This window comes from Aeromonas sp. RU39B, assembly GCF_900156095.1.
In the GTDB taxonomy this organism is placed as follows: Bacteria; Pseudomonadota; Gammaproteobacteria; order Enterobacterales; family Aeromonadaceae; genus Aeromonas.
Genome location: NZ_FTMJ01000002.1, coordinates 417,229 through 438,695 on the forward strand (window position 1 = coordinate 417,229; position 21,467 = coordinate 438,695).

Annotated in this window: 21 protein-coding genes; 9 read left to right on the top strand and 12 right to left on the bottom strand. The window is 59.5% G+C overall.

Going from position 1 to position 21,467, the window contains the following annotated elements; translation table 11 throughout:
• Window positions 1–19 precede the first annotated feature (19 nt).
• Window positions 20–1,540 (top strand): amidophosphoribosyltransferase, encoded by a 1,521-nt coding sequence (gene purF / locus BW958_RS04630; protein WP_076574556.1) that lies wholly within the window; start codon window positions 20–22, stop codon window positions 1,538–1,540.
• Between the two features lie 132 nt (window positions 1,541–1,672).
• Window positions 1,673–2,431: a tRNA isopentenyl-2-thiomethyl-A-37 hydroxylase MiaE gene (locus BW958_RS04635; protein WP_076574679.1), complete on the top strand. Its 759-nt coding sequence runs from the start codon at window positions 1,673–1,675 to the stop codon at window positions 2,429–2,431.
• Between the two features lie 224 nt (window positions 2,432–2,655).
• Here BW958_RS04635 and BW958_RS04640 read toward each other — a convergent pair whose 3' ends face one another.
• From BW958_RS04640 to BW958_RS04660, 5 genes are all read right to left on the bottom strand, one after another.
• Window positions 2,656–4,077, bottom strand: coding sequence for an MFS transporter (locus tag BW958_RS04640; protein ID WP_218641736.1), 1,422 nt, complete (start codon window positions 4,075–4,077; stop codon window positions 2,656–2,658).
• A 79-nt stretch (window positions 4,078–4,156) separates the two neighbouring features.
• The gene (locus BW958_RS04645) at window positions 4,157–4,594 is read right to left on the bottom strand and encodes a PNPOx family protein (RefSeq protein ID WP_076574558.1); all 438 of its coding nucleotides are present in this window, start codon (window positions 4,592–4,594) and stop codon (window positions 4,157–4,159) included.
• A 59-nt stretch (window positions 4,595–4,653) separates the two neighbouring features.
• Window positions 4,654–5,370: a DUF554 domain-containing protein gene (locus BW958_RS04650; RefSeq protein ID WP_076574559.1), complete on the bottom strand. Its 717-nt coding sequence runs from the start codon at window positions 5,368–5,370 to the stop codon at window positions 4,654–4,656.
• 18 nt (window positions 5,371–5,388) lie between these two features.
• Entirely contained in the window at window positions 5,389–5,988 is a 600-nt protein-coding gene (locus BW958_RS04655; RefSeq protein WP_076574560.1) for a UbiX family flavin prenyltransferase, read from the bottom strand.
• A 15-nt stretch (window positions 5,989–6,003) separates the two neighbouring features.
• Entirely contained in the window at window positions 6,004–7,482 is a 1,479-nt protein-coding gene (locus BW958_RS04660) for a UbiD family decarboxylase (protein WP_076574561.1), read from the bottom strand.
• Window positions 7,483–7,666: 184 nt separating this feature from the next.
• On the opposite strand from BW958_RS04660, the gene BW958_RS04665 reads away from it, so the two are divergent.
• The gene (locus BW958_RS04665; RefSeq protein ID WP_076574562.1) at window positions 7,667–8,566 is read left to right on the top strand and encodes a LysR family transcriptional regulator; all 900 of its coding nucleotides are present in this window, start codon (window positions 7,667–7,669) and stop codon (window positions 8,564–8,566) included.
• Window positions 8,567–8,593: 27 nt separating this feature from the next.
• On the opposite strand, the gene BW958_RS04670 is transcribed toward BW958_RS04665, so the two are convergent.
• Genes BW958_RS04670 through pspF form a run of 6 tightly spaced genes read right to left on the bottom strand, consistent with a single transcriptional unit; the run spans window position 8,594 to window position 14,841 of the window.
• Entirely contained in the window at window positions 8,594–9,382 is a 789-nt protein-coding gene (locus tag BW958_RS04670) for a peptide ABC transporter ATP-binding protein (RefSeq protein WP_076574563.1), read from the bottom strand.
• A complete protein-coding gene (locus BW958_RS04675; RefSeq protein ID WP_076574564.1) occupies window positions 9,379–10,377 on the bottom strand; it encodes a peptide ABC transporter ATP-binding protein in 999 nt (332 codons plus the stop codon). The genes BW958_RS04670 and BW958_RS04675 overlap by 4 nt, the downstream gene beginning before the upstream one ends.
• Window positions 10,377–11,264 (bottom strand): putrescine export ABC transporter permease SapC, encoded by an 888-nt coding sequence (gene sapC / locus BW958_RS04680; protein ID WP_076574565.1) that lies wholly within the window; start codon window positions 11,262–11,264, stop codon window positions 10,377–10,379. The genes BW958_RS04675 and sapC overlap by 1 nt, the downstream gene beginning before the upstream one ends.
• Window positions 11,254–12,207, bottom strand: coding sequence for an ABC transporter permease (locus BW958_RS04685; RefSeq protein ID WP_076574566.1), 954 nt, complete (start codon window positions 12,205–12,207; stop codon window positions 11,254–11,256). The genes sapC and BW958_RS04685 overlap by 11 nt, the downstream gene beginning before the upstream one ends.
• 2 nt (window positions 12,208–12,209) lie before the next feature.
• A complete protein-coding gene (sapA, locus tag BW958_RS04690) occupies window positions 12,210–13,814 on the bottom strand; it encodes an ABC transporter substrate-binding protein SapA (RefSeq protein ID WP_143233010.1) in 1,605 nt (534 codons plus the stop codon).
• 25 nt (window positions 13,815–13,839) lie between these two features.
• Entirely contained in the window at window positions 13,840–14,841 is a 1,002-nt protein-coding gene (gene pspF / locus BW958_RS04695) for a phage shock protein operon transcriptional activator (RefSeq protein ID WP_076574567.1), read from the bottom strand.
• A gap of 205 nt (window positions 14,842–15,046) precedes the next feature.
• Here pspF and pspA point away from each other — a divergent pair, with 205 nt between their 5' ends.
• The 6 genes from pspA to tyrR all read left to right on the top strand — a co-directional run bounded on the left by pspA (window position 15,047) and on the right by tyrR (window position 20,497).
• The gene (pspA, locus tag BW958_RS04700) at window positions 15,047–15,715 is read left to right on the top strand and encodes a phage shock protein PspA (RefSeq protein ID WP_076574568.1); all 669 of its coding nucleotides are present in this window, start codon (window positions 15,047–15,049) and stop codon (window positions 15,713–15,715) included.
• Between the two features lie 3 nt (window positions 15,716–15,718).
• On the top strand, window positions 15,719–15,955 hold the full coding sequence (pspB, locus tag BW958_RS04705; protein ID WP_076574569.1) for an envelope stress response membrane protein PspB: 237 nt from the start codon (window positions 15,719–15,721) through the stop codon (window positions 15,953–15,955).
• Entirely contained in the window at window positions 15,952–16,329 is a 378-nt protein-coding gene (gene pspC / locus BW958_RS04710; RefSeq protein WP_076574570.1) for an envelope stress response membrane protein PspC, read from the top strand. The genes pspB and pspC overlap by 4 nt, the downstream gene beginning before the upstream one ends.
• Window positions 16,329–17,726 carry a YcjX family GTP-binding protein gene (locus BW958_RS04715; RefSeq protein ID WP_076574571.1) on the top strand — a complete coding sequence of 466 codons (1,398 nt, stop codon included), beginning with the start codon at window positions 16,329–16,331 and terminating at the stop codon, window positions 17,724–17,726. The genes pspC and BW958_RS04715 overlap by 1 nt, the downstream gene beginning before the upstream one ends.
• 23 nt (window positions 17,727–17,749) lie before the next feature.
• A complete protein-coding gene (locus tag BW958_RS04720; RefSeq protein ID WP_076574572.1) occupies window positions 17,750–18,811 on the top strand; it encodes a YcjF family protein in 1,062 nt (353 codons plus the stop codon).
• A gap of 147 nt (window positions 18,812–18,958) precedes the next feature.
• The gene (gene tyrR / locus BW958_RS04725; RefSeq protein ID WP_076574573.1) at window positions 18,959–20,497 is read left to right on the top strand and encodes a transcriptional regulator TyrR; all 1,539 of its coding nucleotides are present in this window, start codon (window positions 18,959–18,961) and stop codon (window positions 20,495–20,497) included.
• 54 nt (window positions 20,498–20,551) lie between these two features.
• On the opposite strand, the gene ttcA is transcribed toward tyrR, so the two are convergent.
• Window positions 20,552–21,460, bottom strand: a complete 909-nt coding sequence (gene ttcA, locus BW958_RS04730; RefSeq protein ID WP_076574574.1) for a tRNA 2-thiocytidine(32) synthetase TtcA — start codon at window positions 21,458–21,460, stop codon at window positions 20,552–20,554.
• Between the last annotated feature and the right edge of the window lie 7 nt (window positions 21,461–21,467).

Genomic DNA, 21,467 nt, shown 5'->3' on the forward strand with positions numbered 1-21,467 from the left:
ACTTCGAGGTAGCAAGGACATGTGTGGCATTGTCGGCATAGTAGGCACCACTCCCGTCAACCAGGCTCTGTATGACGCACTTACGGTGCTGCAGCACAGAGGCCAGGATGCGGCCGGTATCGTGACCGTGGATGATGGTCACTTCCGCCAGCGTAAGGCTAACGGGTTGGTGAAGGACGTTTTTGAAGTGCGCCACATGCAGCGTCTGAAGGGGAACATCGGGATTGGCCATGTGCGCTATCCCACAGCGGGCAGCTCTAGCGCTGCCGAAGCGCAACCCTTCTATGTGAACTCTCCCTACGGGCTGGCGCTGGCTCACAACGGCAACCTGACTAATGCCCATGAACTCAAGGAAGAGCAGTTCAAGCGAGCTCGTCGCCACATCAACACCACCTCCGACTCGGAAGTGCTGCTCAACGTATTGGCCCATGAGCTGGATCTGCTCGATAAGATGCAGCTGGCTCCTGACGATGTGTTCACCGCCGTGAGCCGTACCCATCAGCAGGTGCGCGGTGCCTATGCGGTGGTGACTGTCATTATCGGTCACGGCCTGCTGGCGTTTCGTGATCCGAACGGGATTCGTCCGCTGATCCTGGGTCGCCGTGTCGACGAGAGCGGCCACCTGGAGTACATGGTTGCCTCCGAAAGCGTGGCGCTCGATGCCATCGGGTTTGAAACCTTGCGCGATATCGCTCCGGGTGAAGCCATCTATATCACCGAGCAGGGCCAGCTTTTCTCCCAGCAGTGCAGTGATGCCCCGCAGCACAGCCCCTGCATTTTCGAATACGTCTACTTTGCTCGCCCGGACTCCTTTATCGACAAAGTCTCGGTCTATGGCGCCCGCCTCAACATGGGCCGCAAGCTTGGCGAAAAGATTGCCCGTGAGTGGGATGAGCTCGACATCGACGTGGTGATCCCGATCCCCGAAACCTCGTGTGACATTGCCCTTGAGATCGCTCAGCGTCTGGGCCTGCCTTATCGTCAGGGTTTTGTGAAAAACCGTTATATCGGTCGAACCTTTATCATGCCGGGCCAAACCCAGCGCAAGAAGTCGGTTCGCCGCAAGCTTAACGCCATCAGCTCCGAGTTTAAGGGCAAGCGCGTGTTGCTGGTCGATGACTCCATTGTGCGCGGGACCACCTCCGAGCAGATCATCCAGATGGCCCGTGATGCGGGCGCTGCCAAGGTGTACTTTGCCTCTGCCGCACCGGAAATCCGCTTCCCCAACGTTTACGGCATCGACATGCCGAGCGCCAATGAGCTTATCGCTCATGGTCGCGAAGTCGAAGAGATCTGCAAGCTGATCGGCGCCGATGGTCTGATTTTCCAGGATCTGGACGATTTGCAAGACGCAGTGCGTGAGCTGAACCCTGATCTGCGCCATTTTGAGACCTCGGTGTTTAACGGCCACTATGTGACCTCTGATGTGGATCAGGCCTATCTTGATCACCTCAACGCCGTGCGCAGTGACGATAACAAGGCCGTGCGTGAGTGGAGTGAGAGTAGCGTCAACCTGGAGATGTTTAACGAAGGCAGTTAAACGTTGATAGTCAGTGACATAGACAACGGGGGCTGAAGCCCCCGTTGTTGTTTCTGCCCTCTTGGAGAGGCGCACGGGATTGGGTACGATAGCGCCCCGACTTTGATGCGACGCCCGAGGCTGACAATGACCATGGATGCGCTGCTGGCCCCGGTAAAGGCCTTCTTGCAGTGTGAAACGCCGGATGAATGGATTGCGGTTGCCTGCTTGCCGGAAAATCTGCCGATCTTGCTGATTGATCATGCCAATTGCGAAACCAAGGCGGCCATGACGGCTCACAGCTTGGTGCGCCGCTACTGTCTGCCCAAGGGCAAACGCCATCTGCTGCCCAAACTCGATTTTTACCGTGAGCTCGAAGCCCTGCCGGAAAAAGCCGAGGTGCTGGGCAAGCGGACCATGGCCGAGGGGGATCGCAGTGTGTTTGCCGAGCTTGAGCGCAATCCCTTGCTGTTTCCCATGGTGCGCCTGATCCAAGAAGAGCTGCATCACTTTGAACAAGTGCTCGAGATCATGAACGAGCGAGGCATTGCCTACGAGGCGGTCAGTGCCTCCCGTTATGCCCGTGGCATGATGGGGGCGGTGCGCACCCATGAGCCGGCAACCATCGTCGATAAGCTGATCATCGGGGCCTATATCGAAGCGCGCTCTTGCGAGCGATTTGCCAAGCTAGCCCCCCATTTGGATGAGGCGCTGGGCCGTTTCTATGTCTCGCTGCTACGCTCTGAAGCGCGTCATTATCAGGATTATCTGGCATTGGCAGAGCAGTTTGCTGGCGCGGATATCAGTGAGCGGATCCGGTTCTTTGGTGAGCTTGAGGCAGCATTGATTTGTTCACCGGATGAGCAGTTTCGCTTTCACAGCGGCTGCCCTGTCAAAACTGACAGTTGTTGACGTTGCAGTGACTCCCGTATGGTGTACGTGTTCCTACTACGAGCGACTCAATTTGTGTTTTTTCACTCGAACCCGGCCCATGCCGGGTTTTTTTTCGTCAATAACTTATTGGATTTTTAGTGTTTAATTTATGACTAACAAAATGATGGTAAAAAAGATAGCCAAGCTATCTGCCCATCGTCAAGGCACTGGAAAAGTAGCCGTTCCTATTAAGCGATTAGACATCAGTCCAGACGCTGCTGCCTGATCCGGGTTGCGCTGATCACGGCAGCCAGGGCAGCCATCACTGCAGCAGCAATCAGGCAAACATGAGTACCATGGCCGGGGGAGGCGTTAAACACCAGTGCCACCAGCGCCGCGCCGCTGGTTTGGCCGACCAGTCGCGCCGTGCCGAGCATGCCGCTGGCGCCACCACTGCGATGGCGTGGGGCGGCGCTGACGATGGTGTGATTATTGGGCGATTGAAACAGACCAAATCCGGCGCCGCACAGCGCCATGCGCCACATCACATCCCAATGCGCGGGCGCAGCGGGCAGCAGTGCCAGTGCCAGTAGTCCGCCTGAGAACAGTGCCAGTCCCATTGCCCCGAGCAGCCCCGGGTGTACCCGCTCAATCAAGCGTCCGGCCATGGGGGCCACGATCATGGTGGCTATCGGCCAAGGGGTAAGTAGCAAGCCGGTAGCTACGGTGCTCAGTCCTAACGTGTTCTGGAAATAGAAGGGGAGCGACACCATGGCCAGCATCTGGGCACAAAACGAGGTGATGGATGTCAGCATGGAGAGGCTAAACAGCGGGATGCGCAGCAGATCCACCGGCAACAGTGGCATGGGCTGGCGCAGTTGTCGGCGCACAAACAGGGTGCCGACTACTAAGGTGAGCAGCACTCCCGCCGCCACCCATGACCAGGCATGCTGGTGGGCAATCGCCGAGAAGGTGAGAAAGAACAGGCCAAAGGTCAGGGCATTTTGCACCGCACTGAGTACATCAAAGCGTCCAGCGTGGCTCTTTTCACTCAGCGGCAAGTAACGCAGCCCCAGCAGCAGGGCCACCAGACCGATGGGGACGTTGATGGCAAACAGCCAGGGCCAAGGGGCCAGCGATAGAATGGCTGCGGCGACGGTAGGCCCGGCGGCCGTGGCGGCGGCCACCACGAGCGAGTTGATCCCCATGCCGCGACCCAATCGGGATTTGGGATAGATCTGGCGAATAAGCGCCGTGTTCACGCTCATCAGGGCGGCAGCGCCCAATCCTTGCAGCACTCGGGCCAAGGTGAGACTCATCAGTGAATCGGCCAGTGCACAGTTGACCGACATCACCACAAACAGCACCAGCCCGGCCAGATAGACGCGCCGATATCCCACCAGATCCCCAAGCGATGAGAGCGCCAGCAAGGTCATGGTGATCACCAGCTGATACGCATTCACGATCCAGATGGAAGTGCCGGCCGTAGTCCCCAGCTCGCGGGCAATACTGGGGAGCGCCACGTTCACTATCACCCCATCCAGCACCGCCATGGTGATGCCAAGGGCAATGGTGATAATGGCGCCAAGGCGAGCCGGCATCGCGATGCCATCACTGCTGCCTGAGAGGCGAGGCGGCGTGATCCAGCGGGAAACGTGGGCGGTTATCTGGGGAACAAGTGACATAAAACAGCGCTCCGGCAAAGGGAGACAAGATAAGAAGAGGTTACGCTACGGTGTTCTGTCAACTGGCGCAATCGAATGGTCACTCGGCCTGCGTGCGCTGCCACAGGGTCTTTTGGCCGAAGATGAGATGATTGCTGGTGTGTTTGATGCTCTCGAGCCACAACGCCCAAAACGTGTGGCGACCGACTCTGGCGATAGGATGGCGCTCGCAGAAGATCTCGCGGGCAGCTTTTGCGTCATCGCCGTCAAGGCACTCGGCGCGAGCGGTCAGCTGAATACCGGCAATCTCGCGCCACTGCTCGGGCTGACCACTAATGGTGCCGGCAATCAGAGGATGGCGGTGCATCGCGTCGCCGTGGCGCGTATCGCTGCTGGTCAGCAGAATAAGGCGTGCCTGCGCCAGGTCAGCGGCGTAAAAGCAGCTGGCAGCCCAAGGGCCCTCGGCGGTGATGACTGCCAGTCCTACCACATGATGGGCCAGTAAAAAGTCGCGGATGGGGGAAACGATCGGGTTCATCACGGCTCCACACAATTAAAGAGGCCCGGCGCAGGGCCGGGCCGACAGCATAACGCCCCTTAGTGGATGAAAGTAGCCCACAGGTGCGAGAAGGGCATCACCAGCAGCAGAGCGGGCAGCATGTTGGCAACCGGGAACACCTTGATGCCGCAGATGCGAAGGCCGGTGGCGAACATGATAAGCCCGCCGGCGGCCGAGAAATCGGCCATCATGCTCTCGTTGACCAGCGGCAGGATCAGGGCGGCCAGCGCCGCCAGACCAAGCTGGATAGCCAGTTGCGGCGCCGCGATGGTCGCCACGGCATAGCCCAGAGAGGTGGCAAAAATCGCCGAGGTAAACAGATCGAGGATCGCCTTGATATAGAGGATGGAGGGATCGCCGGTCATCCCTTCGTGCATCGAGCCGAAGATACCGGTACCACTGGCACAAAACAGCACCAAGATGGCGACAAAGCGCTCCATGAACTCTTCATGGCTCAGCCCCTCGGTCGGCGGGAAGATTTTGTCAACCAGGGAGCGAGCGACACCGGCCACCCGGCCAATTCCGCGCTCGAGATAAACCAGCTCACCCAACATGGCCCCAAGCACCATGGCCAGTACCACGGCCGGCATGTGGGTCACCTTGATAATCAGCACGATACCCAGCCCCATGGAGGCGAGGCCGAAGGTCAGGGGCAGGGCTGTACGCAGCCGCTCTGGCAGGCGGGTGCCCATAAAGGCCCCCACCAGACCGCCGACGACCACGGCGGTTCCGTTGACATAAGGTCCAATCAGCATGACAACTTCCTACGTTTGTTATGAGACTGTCGGCTGGGGGGCGGTGATGCCGCCCTCTTCTCCCCAGCGCGGCAGGTGATTGATTTCCAGACCGAACAGATCCAGCGCCCGGCCCACGCTGTGGGTGACTATCTCATCCACAGTGTGTGGCCGCTGGTAGAGGGCCGGAACGGGCGGGAAGATGATCCCGCCCATTTCGGTGACCCGGCGCATGTTATCCAGATGGGCCAGATTGAGCGGGGTCTCCCGCACCATCAGCACCAGCTTGCGCCGATCCTTGAGCGCCACGTCGGCAGCGCGGGTCAGCAGGTTGTCGGTCATGGCATGGGCAATGGAGGCCAGCGACCGCATGGAGCAGGGCGCAACCAGCATGCCCATGGTGCGAAATGACCCGCTGGCGATGGAGGCGCCCAGGTTCTCCAAGGGGTGAACCACGTCCGCCATCTCGAGTACGGCCTTACGGCTGTAGTCGGTTTCCAGATGACGGGTCATCTCTGCCCCTTTGGAGATCACCAGGTGAACTTCCACGTCCATGGGTTTGAGCAGCTCCAGGGCTTTCATGCCGTACTGAAAGCCGGTGGCACCACTGATGCCGATAACGATGCGCCTCGGTTGCATGGCAGCTCCTCGTGATTACTCGAAGTCAGGCAGGAAGCGCTTGACGTCCACGTCCATAAACTTGGAGCGCTGGAAGTGCGACTTCAGGTTAAACGGCACGGTGCAGTCAAAGATGGTTTTGCACGACGAGCCGACCTGACGAATGGTGTGGCTGAACTCCGGCGTTTGAGACGGATCGAGCGGATGGCAACGCACGCCCGGGATAAACACGGTGCTGACATCACCCTGGTAGCGGGTCTGCATCGCCCACAACACATCGTCGGTATCGAAGATATCCACGTCCTCGTCGACCAATATGACGTGCTTGAGCTCGGGGAATGCCGAGAACGCCAGCAGGGCGGCCTGACGCTGACGACCCTCATCGACCGGTGCGGATTTTTTAAACTGCATCACGGCGAGGAACTTGCCACCGCCGGATGTGTGGGCGAAGACGTTCAAGAGCTTGCCGGGCATGGCGCGACCCACCATGTCGAGGATGCTCGCCTCGGTCGGGATACCGGCCATGTTGACGTGCTCTTCGCTCGGGCCGACGGTGGTTTGCAGGATCGGGTTGATGCGATGAGTGACGGCCTTGACCTTGATAACCGGCAGGGCGTTTTTGGACTCGCCGGTATAGCCGGGGAACTCCGGCATGGCTTTGCCGGTGTTGGTGTTCTGATCTTCACGCACCCGCACGTTTGGCAGCAGTTCGCCTTCGATGACCACTTCGGCGTGGGCGATGGCGCGCTCTGAAATGGTCAGGCAGCGGGTCAGTTCGACCGGGCGACCGCGAATTGCACCGGCTACTTGCAGCTCGTCATAGCCTTGCGGTGTTGTCGGCGGCTCAAAGCAGGCGGCAATCTCGATGGCCGGATCAACCCCGATGCTGATCGAAATCGGCAGCGGCTTGCCAGCAGCTTCTGCCTTCATACGAAACGCATCGATATGGCGGCCGGGGGTGAGCCACATGGAGAGCTCGTCACGGCTTTGCACGCACAGGCGGTGAATGGTGATGTCCGACTCGCCGGTTTCCGGATCCGAGGCGTAGCACATCCCCATGGTGAAGTAGGGGCCGGAGTCCTCTTCGGTGTTGGTCGGTGCCGGCAGCAGGGTGCGCAGATCAAAATCAGGATCGCTGGCCAGATGGACCACTTCCTGGCACTGCGCTTTCTCGGCACCCACTTCTATCGGGGCAATCGGGTTTTGTACCGCGTCTTTGAGCAAAAAGCCGAGGCGCTCTGGCTCACAGCCCAGCAGATGACCAACCCGTTTGCGCGAGCCTACCAGGCCGATGGCAACCCGAAAATCGGGATAGCCTTTGACGTTATTGAACATCATCGCCGGGCCATTCTTGCGGGTCGGACGCATGCAGGTGCCACCGGCACCGACAATGCGGTAGACGCCCGACAGCTCGGCGTGAGGATTGACTTCCACATCGGTGCTGACCATTTCACCGGGGATGCTCTGCAACAGCTCAAGGGCTGAGCGCAGATCATGGACTTCTGGTGTTGCCATACTTGCTACCTCTCTATGGATAGATAAGAACAATTCGCTGGCAACTATAGGGAAAGGAGTATGAGAGAAAAAACACCGTTTAAGTTGGGGCTTGTATACCAAAAAGATATGATGTGATGGCTATCACGTTGATTTAAAGACAAATATAACGCCCGATTAATTGTCTTTTCATGGTGGAATAGGTATGGATCTCAAGCGATTGCGTTATTTTTGTACCGTCATGGAGCAGGGCAATATCACCCGTGCCGCCGAGGTACTCAACATGGCGCAGCCGCCCCTGAGCAAGCGGCTGCAAGAGTTAGAAGAGGAGCTGGGGGTCAAACTGTTTCTGCGCCAGGGACGCCGGCTTGAGCCTACTTCCGCCGGCTACTACCTCTATGAAAAGGCGGGCGGGATTTTGCGCCAGGTCGAGCAGGTCGCGCTCGATACCCAGCAGTTCTCGCTGCGTGGCAAGCGGGTGATCCGCCTTGGGCTCACCCATCTGTTTCAGCGCTACTTCTCGCCGCTGCTGTTGGCACTGCGCCAGCGTATTCCCCATGCCGAGTGGCAAATCCAGGTATCGGACTCCAGTCACCTGGAGACATTACTGGGCCATAATCTGCTCGATTTTGCCCTTATTCAGCGCCCCGCCAAGCTCGAAAGTTACACCTGTATCACCTTGCCACCGGTGCATCTCAAGGCTGTGGTACACCGCGCCTTACTACCGGATCGGGATATGCGCACGGCGCTGTCATTTTCTGAGTTGGGGGAGTTGCCGCTCATCATGCTCAAGCGCGCCAGCGGGGCGGGGACCATGGAATATCTGATGAATCAGCTGCGTAAATCCGGGGTGCAACCGGACGTGCTGATGTATATCTCCCAGCCGGAGCTAATCCTCAACTGGCTGGAGGGGGGATTAGAGGCAGCGGCGCTACTGCCCGCCTCGGAAATTCGCGCCGAGCAGCTTAATCACAGCCGCTGCTTTGATATCTTGCCCAGTCAGCAGGTGTTTTATCCCGCCATCGTCAAGCTCACTGCTACGCCACCTCTGCATGAGTTGGTGAGCCTGATTGAGCAGGGCTACCCGTTTAGCGATCCCCTCTGAGCGTGATGCCTGATAGGGGCGTAGGGGTTAACGGCGGTATTCGTTGTCGTAGTTCTGGATCAGGCGCTTGGTGACATCGTGCTGCGGATCGGCAAACACCCGCAGGGTCTTACCGCGCTCGACCACCTGTCCTTCGTGCATCACCAGCACTTCGTCACTGATGTGGCTCACAACGCCTAAATCATTGGCGACCATGATGTAGCTCAGCCCCATGCTCTCTTGCATCTCGAGCAGCAGGTTGATCATCTGCGAGCGCACCGAAATATCCAGGCTGGCCAGGGTTTCGTCCGCCACCACAATCAGCGGATTGAGGATAATGGCCCGCGCCAGTGCCACCCGCTGTCTTTGGCCCGCCGAGAGCATGGAGGGGTAGAACAAGGCGTGCTCGGGCAGCATGCCTACCCTGCGCAATGTCTCTTGCACCCGCCTTTCACGCTCTTGTGGCGTGAGCTCGGTGTTAAGGCGCAGCGGCGTTTCCAGAATCCGCCCCACCCGCAGCTTGGGGTTGAGTGAGGAGTTGGGATCTTGAAAAATCATCCGCAGCAGTTTGCAGCGGGTTTGATAGTCGCCGTGACGCATCAGCTCGCCGTTGATGTGGATCTCGCCGCTGGTGGGGGCCACCGCGCCCGCCAGGATCTTGGCCAGCGTGCTTTTGCCCGAGCCAGCCTCACCGACAATGGCCAGGGTCTGACCCACCTCCAGTTGGAAGGAGAGGGATTTGATCGCCTCAACCCGGTGGCGGCGTAACAGGCCAATCCGGTTGTGGAAGACCTTGCTGAGTTGTCGCACCTGCAGCAGCGGGGTTGCGTCGCTCACTTCTTGCTCTCCTCGATGTTCAACGGGAAATGGCAGCTGAACTGGTGCCCCTTGATTTTGCTCATGCCGGGCGTCTGTACGCAGAGCTTCTGGGCATAAGGACAACGCGGGCCGAGCCGGCAACCGATCGGCAGGTGTTGCAGCGGCGGAATCACGCCGGGCAGGGTGTGCAGCCGCGATTTGTGGCGAACCAGCTCGTCAAAGTCCGGGCTCGATTTGAGCAGCGCATCGGTATAAGGGTGGTGCGGGGTTTCGGTGACTTGATCGCGAGTGCCGACCTCGACCATCTGGCCGCAATACATCACGTTGATGGTATCGGTCAGGTTGGCGATGGCGGCAATATCGTTACTGATCAGCAAGATGGTGGTGTTGTTGAGCTTGTTCATCTTGTCGAGCAGACGCAGGATCTGGGACTGGGCGGTGGTCTCCATGCTGCTGGTGGGCTCGTCAGCGACCAGCAGACGCGGCTGTTTGGCAATGGCCATCGCAATCATCACCTTCTGGCAGATACCGTCCGACAGCTCATGCGGGTAGGCACTCATCACTTTCTTGTGATCTTTAATACCCACCCGGTGCAGCAAGGCGATAGCCCGTTTGCGTCGCCACAGGAAACGCTGCCAGAACTTGCCTTCGAAGGTGTGGGTCGGGATCGCCTCTTCAAGCTGGGCGCCGACCTCCTCAGAGGGGTCGAGACTGCTGACCGGGTCCTGGAAGATCATTGCCATCTCGCGGCCAACCAGTTGGCGGCGCTGGCGTGGCTCCATGGTCAGCAGATCGAGGTCGTTAAAACGCATCCGATCGGCGCGCACCGTCCAGTTGCTCTTGGTCAGCCCCATGATCACCTTGGCTATCAGGCTCTTACCCGAGCCAGATTCACCAACCAAGCCGCGGATCTCCCCTTCGGCCAGGGTCAGGCTGGCTCGGTCGACCACCTTGACCTTGCCGTGCGGGGTGTTGATCTCGATGGTGAGATTACGAATATCCAGAAGTGGCATCAGTCATCTCCCATCTTGAGCGCTTCACGAATGCCTTCACCCACCAGGTTAGTCACCAGGACGCTAAAGAAAATAGCGACCCCGGGCAGGGTGACGGTCCAGGGAGCGAGATAGACCAGATCGCTCGACTCGGCCAACATGGTGCCCCACTCGGGTTGCGGCGACTGGGCGCCCAAGCCCAGAAAGCCGACCGCTGCAATATCGAGAATGGCTGCTGACAAAGCGCGAGTGGTCTGACTGACCAGGGTATCGGTGATATTGGGTACAATCGCCAGCCACATAATGCGCAGCGGCGGAGAGCCGTCGAGCTGGCTGGCGATGATGTACTCCTTTTGCATCTCGGTGTGCACCGCGTTGTAGACGGCGCGGATAAACTGCGGGATCAACGCCAGCGTGATGGCAATCAGGGTATTGGCCAGTCCCGGGCCGAGGATCGCCACCATGATGATGGCCAGCAACAGAGAGGGAATCGACAGCACGGTATCGAGCAGGTGGTGCAAGACGCTGGATTTAACGCCGCGGCTCATACCGCCGACCACGCCGACAGCGGTGCCAAACAGCAGGGCCACCAACACGGCGAGCAGCGCGCAGCCAAAGGTCAGGCGGGCACCGCTCACCAGCCGCGACAGGATATCACGGCCCAGATCGTCGGTGCCGAGGAAGAAATCGATACTGCCTTGCGCCGACCAGGACGGTGGCATCAACAGCGCCGCGCTGTGCTGCTGATCGATACCATAAGGCGCGATCCAGGGACCTATCAGGGTAATCAGACACAGCACCAGCAGACACCAAAACGCAGCCATCGCCAGCGGGTCTTTGCGAAATGAGGCCCAGGTCTGCTCAAGGGGCGAGAGGATCTTGAGCTCGGGATAGAGATTATCTTGCATACAGCTCCTTGCGGCGCACCGGATAGAGCAGGGTGGTCAGTAGCTCGGTCGCCACATTGACCACAATAACGAAACAGGCCACCACCAGGGTTGCCCCTTGGATCGCTGCAAAATCCTGCAGGGCGATGCTGCTAACCAGCCAGCGGCCAATGCCGGGCCAGTCAAAGATGACCTCGGTCATCATGGCAGTGGTGAGTACGCTACCCAGTTGCAAGCCCAGCAGTGGAATAATCGGGGGCAAAGCATTCTTCAGGCCATGACGCCAAACAATATGAGCCTTGGATAGCCCCCGGCTGGCGGCCGCTTTGACATAGTTTTGCTTCATTACCACGATCAGCGAGCTGCGCACATGGCGGATCACCTCGATGGTCGGCACGATGGCCAGCAGCAGGCAAGGCAGCACCATGTGGCGCAGGGCGTCCATCAGCGCGGCTTTTTGCCAGGCAGCGGGCGTGAGCAGAATGTCGATCAGGGTGATCCCGGTGGTAGCCGGCACGTCATAGAGCAAATCCAGCTGACCCGACGAGGGCAGCCAACCCAAATCCAGTGAAAAGAACGACACCATCAGTAGCGCCAGCCAGAAGATCGGCACCGAGTAGCTGACAAGACCTGCCCCCATCACCAGTACATCCAGCGTCTTGCCCTGATGCAGACCCGCCAGGGTGCCAAGGGGAATACCGACCAGCAGCGAGACCACGAACGCCGCTATGCACAGCTGCAGGGTTGCCGGGAAGTAAAGCGTGATCTGGTCAATCACCGGCTGCCCGGAGGCTTGCGATATGCCAAGATCCCCTTGCCAGATCCGCTCCAGATAGTGGCTATAGCCGCTCCAGAAGGGGAACTCGTGGCTGAGCAGGCGATAGCCAAGCAGGTAGGCAACAAAGGTCAGCACCAGAATGGTGATCAGCAGCAGGATGATGCGACGCAAGGTATAGAGCAGCATGATTACTCCCGGTAAGCGCCGTTAAACAGGGTGCCGCCGAGCGGCGAGATCTGCAGCCCCTGGATATCGCGGCGGTTGGCCTGGATCTGCAGGGCATGCACCAGCGGGATGAGCGGCATTTCGCTCGCCAGGATCTGCTGGGCGTAGTAGTAGTTACGAATACGAAAGCCCATTTGCTGGGTGCTGACCGCATCATCGAGCAACTGTTCAAAGCCCGGATCGCACCAGCGGCTGAGGTTGCTGCCGCCACTGATGGCGTGGCAACCGAGCAGTTGGCGAAAGAAGTTATCCGGGTCGCTGTTATTGGCGAGCCAGCCACCGAGAATGGCGTCGTAACCGGCTTGGCTGACACTTCTATCCAGCACCGGGCTCTCCTGCATGCGGATCTTGACCTTAATGCCGATGGCGGCGAGATCGCTTCTGATCAGTTGCGCGCTTTTCATCGGATCAGGGTTGAATGGGCGCGAGCCGGAAGGGATCAGCAGGGTCATGTCAAACCCCTTCTCGTGCTTGGACTCTTTGAGCAGCTGACGAGCAAGTTTAAGATCGGTCACCGGCTGCGGTAAGGAGGGGTCAAAGCCCCAGGAGAGCGACGGCAGCAGGCTGCGCGCCACATCGCCGTTGCCAAAATAGACCGCCTGCAGCAGGTTGCTGCGATTGACGGCGGCGGCGATGGCGCGGCGCACCCGCACATCATTAAACGGCGCCTTGCGGGTATTGATGGCAATAAACGAGACGTTCATTCCGCTTTGCACTGACAGCGCCAGCTCCGGGTGCTCCTGGATGACTTTGACCTGGCTCGCGGCCGGATAGCTCATCACGTCACACTCGCCAGTGAGCAGCTTGGTCAGGCGCTTGGCCGAGCGTGGCGTGATATCAAACACCAGCTGCGCGGTACGCGGTGCGCCGCGCCAGTACGCATCATGGCGCAGATAGCGGATAAACTGATGATCCCGGTACTCCTTGAACTTAAACGGACCGGTGCCGATCGGGCGACTGTCAATGAGTGCTGGGGTGCCGGCGCTGAGCAGCTGCGCGCCATACTCGGCCGACAGCATCACTGCATAACTGCTGGCCAGATCGGCCAGAAACGAGGCGTTGGGGTGGTTGAGCTCAAACACCACGTGACGCTCGTCCACCCGGCTGACCCGTTTGATCAGGTTATCGAGCCCGAGGCTGCGAAAATAGGGGTAGTTACCGCCCGAGACCTGATGATAGGGGTGGCTGGGCTCTAGCAAGCGGTTGAAGGTAAACACCACGTCATCGGCGTTGAAAGGACGGGTCGGGTTGAACCAGGGGCTGGTATGAAACAGCACCTTGTCACGCAGGGTGAAGGTGTAGGTCAGGCCGTCATCGCTGAGCGTCCACGCCGTGGCAAGTCCGGGCTCAATGGCCAGCGTGACCGGATTGACCTCCAGCAGCCTGTCATACAAAGGCAGCGAAATGGCGTCCAGTGTGGTGGCGGCGTGAGTCAGCTGCGGGTTGAAGGTCTGTGGAACCCCTTCCGAGCAGTAAATCAACCCTTCCGGGCGTGCTATCGTCTCATCGGCGTAAGCCGAACCGACGAACAGGGCGCCAGCCAGCAGAAGGTATTTATCGATGGTCATGGTTGAACCGTCACGTCATTGGGCATCAGGCGTCATCGCCTTCCTGCAGTCGATATTTGCGTAGCATGCCACGAAACTGATGGTAACTCAGCCCGAGCAGTTCGGCGGCCTTGCGCTGGTTAAACTGGGCCTGGGCCAGCGCCTGACGCAGCAAGGTGGTCTCGAGCGCTTCAACCTGGCTGCGCAGATCCAGCGGCAAGCTGGGCGGCTCACCCTGGCGCGCCTCGGCAGGCAGAGCCGGACGCTTTCGCCACGGCGACTCGAACGGATCAATAATGATGCGATCGAGAGGTTGCTCGGCGGTGTCGAGGCGATAGAGACTGCGCTCGACCACGTTTTTTAATTCGCGCACGTTGCCCGGCCAATGATACTCCAGCATGGCCCGTTGTGCCCGCTCGGTGAAACCGGCAAACAGTGGCCGCGCCAGTTCGCGGGTCATGGCATGGGCAAAATGCTCGGCCAGCAGCAGGATATCGGCTGCGCGTTCACGCAAGGGCGGCAAGGTTATTACATCGAAGGCCAGCCGATCCAGCAGGTCGTAACGAAATTTTCCATCATCGGCCAGTTGTGGCAGATCTTCGTGGGTGGCACAGATAAGGCGTACGTCAACACGAATGGGCTTGGCACCGCCCACCCGCTCGAACTCGCCATACTCTATCACCCGCAGCAGCTTCTCTTGCACGCGTGGGGAGCAGGTGGCCAGCTCGTCGAGAAACAAACTGCCACCATCAGCGCGCTCAAAACGGCCGCTGTGGCGTTTCGCTGCCCCGGTAAAGGCGCCGGCCTCATGGCCAAACAACTCGGTTTCCAGCAGCGTCTCGCTTAAGGTCGCGCAGTTGAGGGTGACAAACGGCTGGTCCCAGCGGGTGGAGAGATAGTGCAATCGGTGGGCAATCAGCTCCTTGCCGGTTCCGCGCTCACCGATGATCAGCACAGGTTTGCGCAAGGGGGCCAACCGTGACGCCTGCTCGATCACTTCGAGAAAGGCGTTGGATTCGCCCAGCAGGCTCTCCTGAACCGGTTGCATGCAAACTCCTTGGTAAATTTGGCCAACATGTGGCGATAAAGACCACATGGGTGCATTTGTCTCCTCTCATCTTGGAGTGTTAGGCTAGGTAAATCAAGGCATTAACGCTCCTGGCCGGATTGGCACGCCGTTTGCGATAACCTTGGCCGTGTAGCCAGTGCGTGTTGCACGCTGTATCCGTCCCGCGCTATGTAAGGAGTTCATCATGGGCATTTTTTCAAGGCTTGCCGATATCATCAATTCCAATCTCTCGGCCTTGCTCGACAAGGCGGAAGATCCGCAAAAAATGGTGCGTCTCATCATTCAGGAGATGGAAGATGAGCTGGTCAGGGAGCGCTCCAACCTGGCGCGTTATCTGGCCAACCAGAAAGATCTCGAGCGTCAGTGCCAGCGTCATGTGGATGAGGTGGCCAGCTGGCAGGGCAAGGCGGAGCTTGCCATCACCAAGGGGCGTGACGATCTGGCCCGCGCCGCGCTGATTGAAAAGAGCAAGCAGCAGGAGCTGGTGACCTCGCTTGAGCGCGAGCGGGCGGCGGCCGATGCGGCCGTGGCCAAGCTTGGCGAGGAGATTGCTCAGCTACAGGCCAAGCTCGATGACGCCCGTGCCCGGCAAAAAGCCATGCAGCTGCGTAGCGATGCCGCCAGCAGCCGCATTCAGGTGCAAGAGAGTCTGGCTCGCGGCGCCGGTGCGGCCGCTCGCGAGAAGTTTGAGCGCATGGAGCGGCGTATTGACGAGATGGAGGCGCGCGCCGATGTCTCGACGGACCGCTCGCTCAAGGCCCAGTTTGCCGAGCTCGAAGCCGATGACGAGATCAGCCGCGAGCTCGAAGCGCTGCGCAGCCGGATGAGCACGACCGACAAGCAAGGGGAGTAAGCGATGAGTAATGTGCTGGGCGTAATGATGGTTCCCATGATTGTGTTTATGGTGGTGGTGGCGCCGCTGTGGCTGATCCTGCACTACCGCGCCAAGAGCCGAATGGGCGACGGGTTGGCCGAAGGGGAGCGCAGTCAGCTCCAAGCGCTGCTTGAGCGCAGTGAAAAGATGCAGGAGCGCGTCACGACCCTCGAATCAATCCTCGATAGTGAGGTGCCCGGTTGGAGGAGTCGATCATGATTCGTGAGCGTCGTGGACTCTATCGTGATAGCCGACGCGGCAAAATTGCCGGTGTCTGCGCGGGCCTCGCCGACTATTTTGGCGTCGAGCTCTGGATCATGCGCTTGCTGGCCGTGAGTGGGCTGATCTTCGCCGGTTTTATCACCGTTACTGCCTATCTGGCGGCCTGGCTGCTGCTCGACAAGCGTCCGAGCACGGTTGATGATAGCGAGTTGCATATCAAATCGCGCAGCTGGCAGGCGGGCATGACCAGTCATCAGGCGCTGGCCCGTGTCAGCGCCGAGCTCGATAGCCTCGAGCCACGGCTGCAGGCCATGGAAAAGCTGGTAACTTCGCGGGAATTTCACCTTAAACGGGAGTTTCGTCACCTCTGATGAGCATCGAGCAGCAACTGCGCCAGTGGCAGGATAAGGCCGGCGAGCTGGTCCAGCGCGGATTGGACCGACACGTTCGTCTGGCCGTCACCGGTTTGTCACGGGCGGGCAAAACCGCCTTTATCACCTCGCTGGTTAATCAGCTGGAGCATGCGGCAAGCGATGCCCGGTTGCCGCAATGGGATGTGGTGCGCCAAGGTCGGCTGCTCGGCGCGCGCCGGGTGGCGCAGATAAACCACCACATTCCCACCTTTGCCTATGAGCCGGCGTTAGCGGCGCTGCATGGCCCGGCGCCACGCTGGCCAGCGGCGACCCGTGGCGTGGCCGAGATCCGCCTTGAGCTACGCTATCGCAGCCGGCATCTGCTTCGCCGCCAGCTTGGCGATCATCAGACCCTGTTTCTCGATATTGTCGATTACCCCGGGGAGTGGCTGCTGGACTTGCCGCTGCTTTCGCAAAGCTTTGAAGCGTGGAGCGAGCAGGTGCGCCGCCAGCTCGAGCGCCCGGCGCTGCGTGAATTGGCCGAGCCCTGGCTTTCGCAGCGCTGGCAGGCCAGTGACCCCCTTGATGAGTCGCGCGTGGTCGCCGTGGCGGCGGCCTATACCGAGTGGCTGCATCAGTGCAAAGCGCGCCTTGGCCTGCATCTTGTTCAGCCCGGACGCTTTGTGCTGCCGGGCGAATATGCCGGCGCCCCCATGCTGCAATTTGTGCCCTGGGTCTGGGCAGCGCCCGCTGGCGAGTGCGCCGCCGGGTCGCTCTACAGTGCGCTGCGTGAGCGCTTCGAGCACTACAAGCAGCATCTGGTGCGCGGGTTTTACCAGCAGCATTTTGCCGGTTTTGACCGGCAGATCGTGCTGGTTGATTGCCTGCAACCGCTCAATGAAGGGCCGGAGAGTTTTAGCGATATGCAGCTGGCGTTGGCGCGCATTATGGAAAGTTTTCGCTATGGCAAAAGTGGCTGGTGGCAACGGCTGTTTGCGCCGCGCATCGACAAGCTGTTGCTGGTGGCCAGTAAAGCAGATCATGTGACGCCCGAGCAGCATCCGGCCATGGTTTCCTTGTTGCAATCCTTAGTGGGGCAAGGACGTGGACAAGCCCGTTTTGCCGGCATCGAGACCGAATGTATGGCGCTCGCTTCGGTGCGGGCCACGGAAGTGGGTCAGGGGCGCCATGATGGCCAAACGTTCCCGGCGCTGCGCGGAACGACGCTGGATGGTCAGCCACAACTGCTGTTTCCTGGTGAAGTGCCCTCTTCGCCGCCATCCGAGCGTTGGTGGCAGCAAGGCAGCTTTGATTTTCAGGCATTTCGCCCCTTGGTGATGCCCGCGCACGAGGCGCTGCCGCACATTCGACTCGATGCCGCGCTGCAATATCTGCTCGGTGACAAACTTGAGTAACCGCTGTGAGTAAGGATAAACCGATGCCGGACTCATCGTCTGACCCTCTTCATCCGTCGTCGCGGGTGGCCGAGCTGCGCCCACAGGGACGTATTGTGCTCGATACCCTGCAGGTCGAGGAGCCAGCCGCCCGGCCGCGTGGCCCGGCGCTGCTCGATGAAGCCAGCTTTGAGCCCTTGGCCGACGATCTCATTGAGCCGATTGCCAGCGCACCTAAACGAGCTCGCCATCATAGGCTGTTAACCTTGGGCGGCGGCGCGGTTGCCCTGTTGGGGCTGGGCGAGTGGGGCCGCTTTGTCTGGCAATCCTGGCTCGATTCGCCGCTGTGGGGCGGGGCCTGGATGGTTGGCTCGGCGCTATTGCTGCTCGGTGTTGGCCAGCAAGTGGTGCGTGAAGCAGTGCGTCTTCGTCGCCTGCGCCGGCGCGAGCGTCGTCGTGAACAGGCGCAGACACTGCTGGCGCGAGAGGGGATTGGTCAGGCCGGCGCGTTGTGTGAAGAGATTGCACGGGATAGTGATGTGCTTCACAGCGAGGCTTACCGCACGTTTTGTCAGCTGCAAGAGCGCAGCCATAACGATCGCGAGCTACTGACGCTGTATAGTCAGCAGGTGCTGGCAGGCTGTGATCTGGCAGCGCAGCGCCGGGTGATCAAGTGGTCAGCTGAAGCGGCCGTGATGGTGGCAATCAGTCCGCTCGCGGTGGTGGATATGGCGCTGATCTTGTGGCGCAACCTGCGCATGATTGATGATATTGCCGGCGTGTATGGCATTGAGCTGGGCTATTGGAGCCGCATTCGATTGCTGCGTCAGGTGTTTCGTAACATCGTCTATGCTGGCGCGACCGAGCTGGTGACCGACGTGGGGCTGGATGTGCTGGGCGCCGATCTGGCTGCCCGTATCTCGGCGCGCGCCGCCCAGGGCATTGGCGCTGGGCTGTTGACCGCGCGACTCGGTCTGAAGGTGATGGAGAGTTGCCGCCCCATTCCCTGGCAGCGTGAAGAACGGCCCAAGTTATCGAGTTTTCGCGCCGGGCTGCTTGATAAGGTGACCTCTGTGCTTGGGGGGCGCGATCAGGAGAGCCGTTAATCGTTGCGGCTCACGCAATCACCAGAGAAGGCGCAAATGCTCGCTAAATGCCGGTAAAGACACATTTTTCGGCGTGGGCACTCGCGCCTGACGGGGGCAGTCTGTATCATCCGCCATTATTGACATGTCGGTAGGATTAACCCTTGCATGCGTCTTGAAGTGACCTGTGAAGACCGCCTGGGGCTGACCCGGGAGCTGCTGGATCGGTTGGTGGAGCGGCAGATAGATCTGCGCGGCATCGAAATCGACACCAGCGGTATTATTTATCTCAACTTTCCCGAGTTGGCCTTCTCCGATTTCCAGCACCTGATGCCGGAAATTCGCCGTATTCCCGGGGTGCATGATGTGAAGACCATTCCCTACATGCCCTCCGAGCGCGAGCATCATGAAATAGAGGCGCTGCTGCGGGCACTGCCTGATCTCATCTTCTCTCTCGATGCCCGCGGTCGTATTACCCAGGCCAATCAGGCCGCTCAGTCAGCACTGTCTACGACGCTCGAAGAGCTCAGGGGCGGGGCGCTTGGCCACTATATCAAGGGGTTTGCGTTTACCCGTTGGCTCGAATCGGCCGAGCCGCGCCCTCAGACCTGCAAGCTGGCCCTGGGTGGTGAGGAGTATCTTGCTGATCTTATCCCGCTGTTTGTGGCCGAAGATCAGACATTGGCTGGCGCCGTAGTGGTGCTCAAATCGGCGCGCCGCATCGGGATGCACTTTAATGCGCTGCATGCGGACGAAATTGGCGGCTTTGAACACATTCAGTCCCACAGCCCGCGCATGCAGCAAGTGCTGACCGAAGCGGCCAAACTCGCCATGCAGGATGCTCCGCTTTTGATCATGGGGGAAACCGGTACCGGCAAAGAGTTGCTGGCCCGCGCTTGTCATGGCGCCAGCCTGCGCTCAAGTCGCCCTTTTATGGCGCTCAACTGCGCGGCGATGCCCGACAACGTGGCCGAGAGCGAGCTGTTTGGCTATGCCCCCGGCGCCTTTGGTAACAACACCGATGGCAAGCGCGGCGTGCTGGAGCTCGCCAGCGGCGGCACCTTGATGCTCGATGAGATTGGTGACATGTCGCCGCATCTACAGACCAAGTTCTTGCGCGTGTTGCAAGACGGCGTGTTTCGCCGGGTGGGCGACGAGAAGGAGGTGCAGGTTAATGTGCGCTTTATCTGCACCACCCAGAAGAACCTGCTGGAGCTGGTGGGACAGGGCAGGTTTCGTGAAGATCTCTACTATCGGCTCGACGTGCTGACCCTGAATCTGCCGCCGCTGCGTGAACGCAAAGCGGATATCGTGCCGCTGGCGCATTACTTTGTGGCTCGCTTTGCCACCGAGCAGCAGCGCAGCCGGCCGCGGTTTAACCGCCATCTGGCGGACTTTCTGCAGGCTTATCGCTGGCCGGGTAACGTGCGGCAACTGCGCAATTGCCTCTATCGCGCCATGACCCTGCTCGATGGTGATGAGCTCGGCCCCGAGCATATCGATTTGCCCATTGAAAATGAGCCGCTGCCGGTGATCGATGAGTGGTTTGAAGGGGATTTGGAAGAGGCGACCAAACGCTTTGAGCGGCGCCTGCTGGAGCGGCTCTATCCGGCTTATCCCTCCACCCGCCAGCTTGCCAAGCGCCTTGGGGTGTCACACACCGCGATTGCCAACAAGCTGCGCGAATACGGGCTCGGCAAGAAATAGTCCTATAGACAGCCCATAAAACAACAAGGCCGCATCAGTGCGGCCTTGGTCGTTTTAGCGGATCTCGACGATATCGAGTCGCTCCATGCTGTCGATATCAAGCAGCGCCGAGGTGGGCAGCTCGGGCGGATCGAAGGCCTTGTCACCGCCATCGATGATGCCGGAGTCGCGGTTGATGCTCTTGAAATCAAACAGGGAGTGATCGAGCAGGTGGCTCGGCACCACGTCCTGAATGGCGGTAAACATAGTCTCGAGACGGCCGGGGAAGCGGCGATCCCACTCCTGCATCATCTGCTTGATGGCCTGGCGTTGCAGGTTTTCCTGCGAGCCACACAGGTTGCACGGGATGATCGGGAACGCCTTGATCTCGGCATAACGCACCAGATCTTTTTCCTTGCAGTAAGCCAGTGGGCGGATCACCACGTTCTTGCCATCGTCACTGACCAGCTTGGGCGGCATGGACTTGAGCTTGCCACCGTAGAACATGTTGAGAAACAGGGTCTCGAGGATGTCGTCACGGTGATGGCCAAGGGCAATCTTGTTGCAGTTAAGCTCCTGGGCGGTGCGATAGAGAATGCCACGGCGCAGGCGCGAGCAGAGCGAGCAGGTGGTCTTACCCTCGGGGATCTTCTCTTTGACGATGGAGTAGGTATCTTCCTGCACAATCTTGTACTCGATACCCAGAGAGCCCAAGTATTCAGGCAGCACATGCTCGGGGAAACCGGGCTGCTTCTGGTCGAGGTTGACCGCGACTAACTCGAAATGGACCGGCGCGCTTTGCTGCAGGTTCATCAGAATGTCGAGCATGCCAAAGCTGTCCTTGCCACCCGAGAGGCACACCATGACCCGATCGCCCTCTTCAATCATGTTGAAGTCGGCAATCGCTTGGCCCACGTTGCGACGCAGGCGCTTTTGCAGCTTGTTAAAGTTGTACTTCTCTTTGGCGTTGAGCTCTTCTTGCATGACGAAC

Bases quoted from the DNA above. Each gene is read 5' to 3' on its own strand.
- purF (WP_076574556.1), top strand. From the start codon at position 20: ATGTGTGGCATTGTCGGCATAGTAGGCACCACTCCCGTCAACCAGGCT.
- BW958_RS04635 (WP_076574679.1), top strand. From the start codon at position 1,673: ATGGATGCGCTGCTGGCCCCGGTAAAGGCCTTCTTGCAGTGTGAAACG.
- BW958_RS04640 (WP_218641736.1), bottom strand. From the start codon at position 4,077: ATGTCACTTGTTCCCCAGATAACCGCCCACGTTTCCCGCTGGATCACG.
- BW958_RS04645 (WP_076574558.1), bottom strand. From the start codon at position 4,594: ATGAACCCGATCGTTTCCCCCATCCGCGACTTTTTACTGGCCCATCAT.
- BW958_RS04650 (WP_076574559.1), bottom strand. From the start codon at position 5,370: ATGCTGATTGGACCTTATGTCAACGGAACCGCCGTGGTCGTCGGCGGT.
- BW958_RS04655 (WP_076574560.1), bottom strand. From the start codon at position 5,988: ATGCAACCGAGGCGCATCGTTATCGGCATCAGTGGTGCCACCGGCTTT.
- BW958_RS04660 (WP_076574561.1), bottom strand. From the start codon at position 7,482: ATGGCAACACCAGAAGTCCATGATCTGCGCTCAGCCCTTGAGCTGTTG.
- BW958_RS04665 (WP_076574562.1), top strand. From the start codon at position 7,667: ATGGATCTCAAGCGATTGCGTTATTTTTGTACCGTCATGGAGCAGGGC.
- BW958_RS04675 (WP_076574564.1), bottom strand. From the start codon at position 10,377: ATGCCACTTCTGGATATTCGTAATCTCACCATCGAGATCAACACCCCG.
- sapC (WP_076574565.1), bottom strand. From the start codon at position 11,264: ATGCAAGATAATCTCTATCCCGAGCTCAAGATCCTCTCGCCCCTTGAG.
- BW958_RS04685 (WP_076574566.1), bottom strand. From the start codon at position 12,207: ATGCTGCTCTATACCTTGCGTCGCATCATCCTGCTGCTGATCACCATT.
- sapA (WP_143233010.1), bottom strand. From the start codon at position 13,814: ATGACCATCGATAAATACCTTCTGCTGGCTGGCGCCCTGTTCGTCGGT.
- pspF (WP_076574567.1), bottom strand. From the start codon at position 14,841: ATGCAACCGGTTCAGGAGAGCCTGCTGGGCGAATCCAACGCCTTTCTC.
- pspA (WP_076574568.1), top strand. From the start codon at position 15,047: ATGGGCATTTTTTCAAGGCTTGCCGATATCATCAATTCCAATCTCTCG.
- pspB (WP_076574569.1), top strand. From the start codon at position 15,719: ATGAGTAATGTGCTGGGCGTAATGATGGTTCCCATGATTGTGTTTATG.
- pspC (WP_076574570.1), top strand. From the start codon at position 15,952: ATGATTCGTGAGCGTCGTGGACTCTATCGTGATAGCCGACGCGGCAAA.
- BW958_RS04715 (WP_076574571.1), top strand. From the start codon at position 16,329: ATGAGCATCGAGCAGCAACTGCGCCAGTGGCAGGATAAGGCCGGCGAG.
- BW958_RS04720 (WP_076574572.1), top strand. From the start codon at position 17,750: ATGCCGGACTCATCGTCTGACCCTCTTCATCCGTCGTCGCGGGTGGCC.
- tyrR (WP_076574573.1), top strand. From the start codon at position 18,959: ATGCGTCTTGAAGTGACCTGTGAAGACCGCCTGGGGCTGACCCGGGAG.
- ttcA (WP_076574574.1), bottom strand. From the start codon at position 21,460: ATGCAAGAAGAGCTCAACGCCAAAGAGAAGTACAACTTTAACAAGCTG.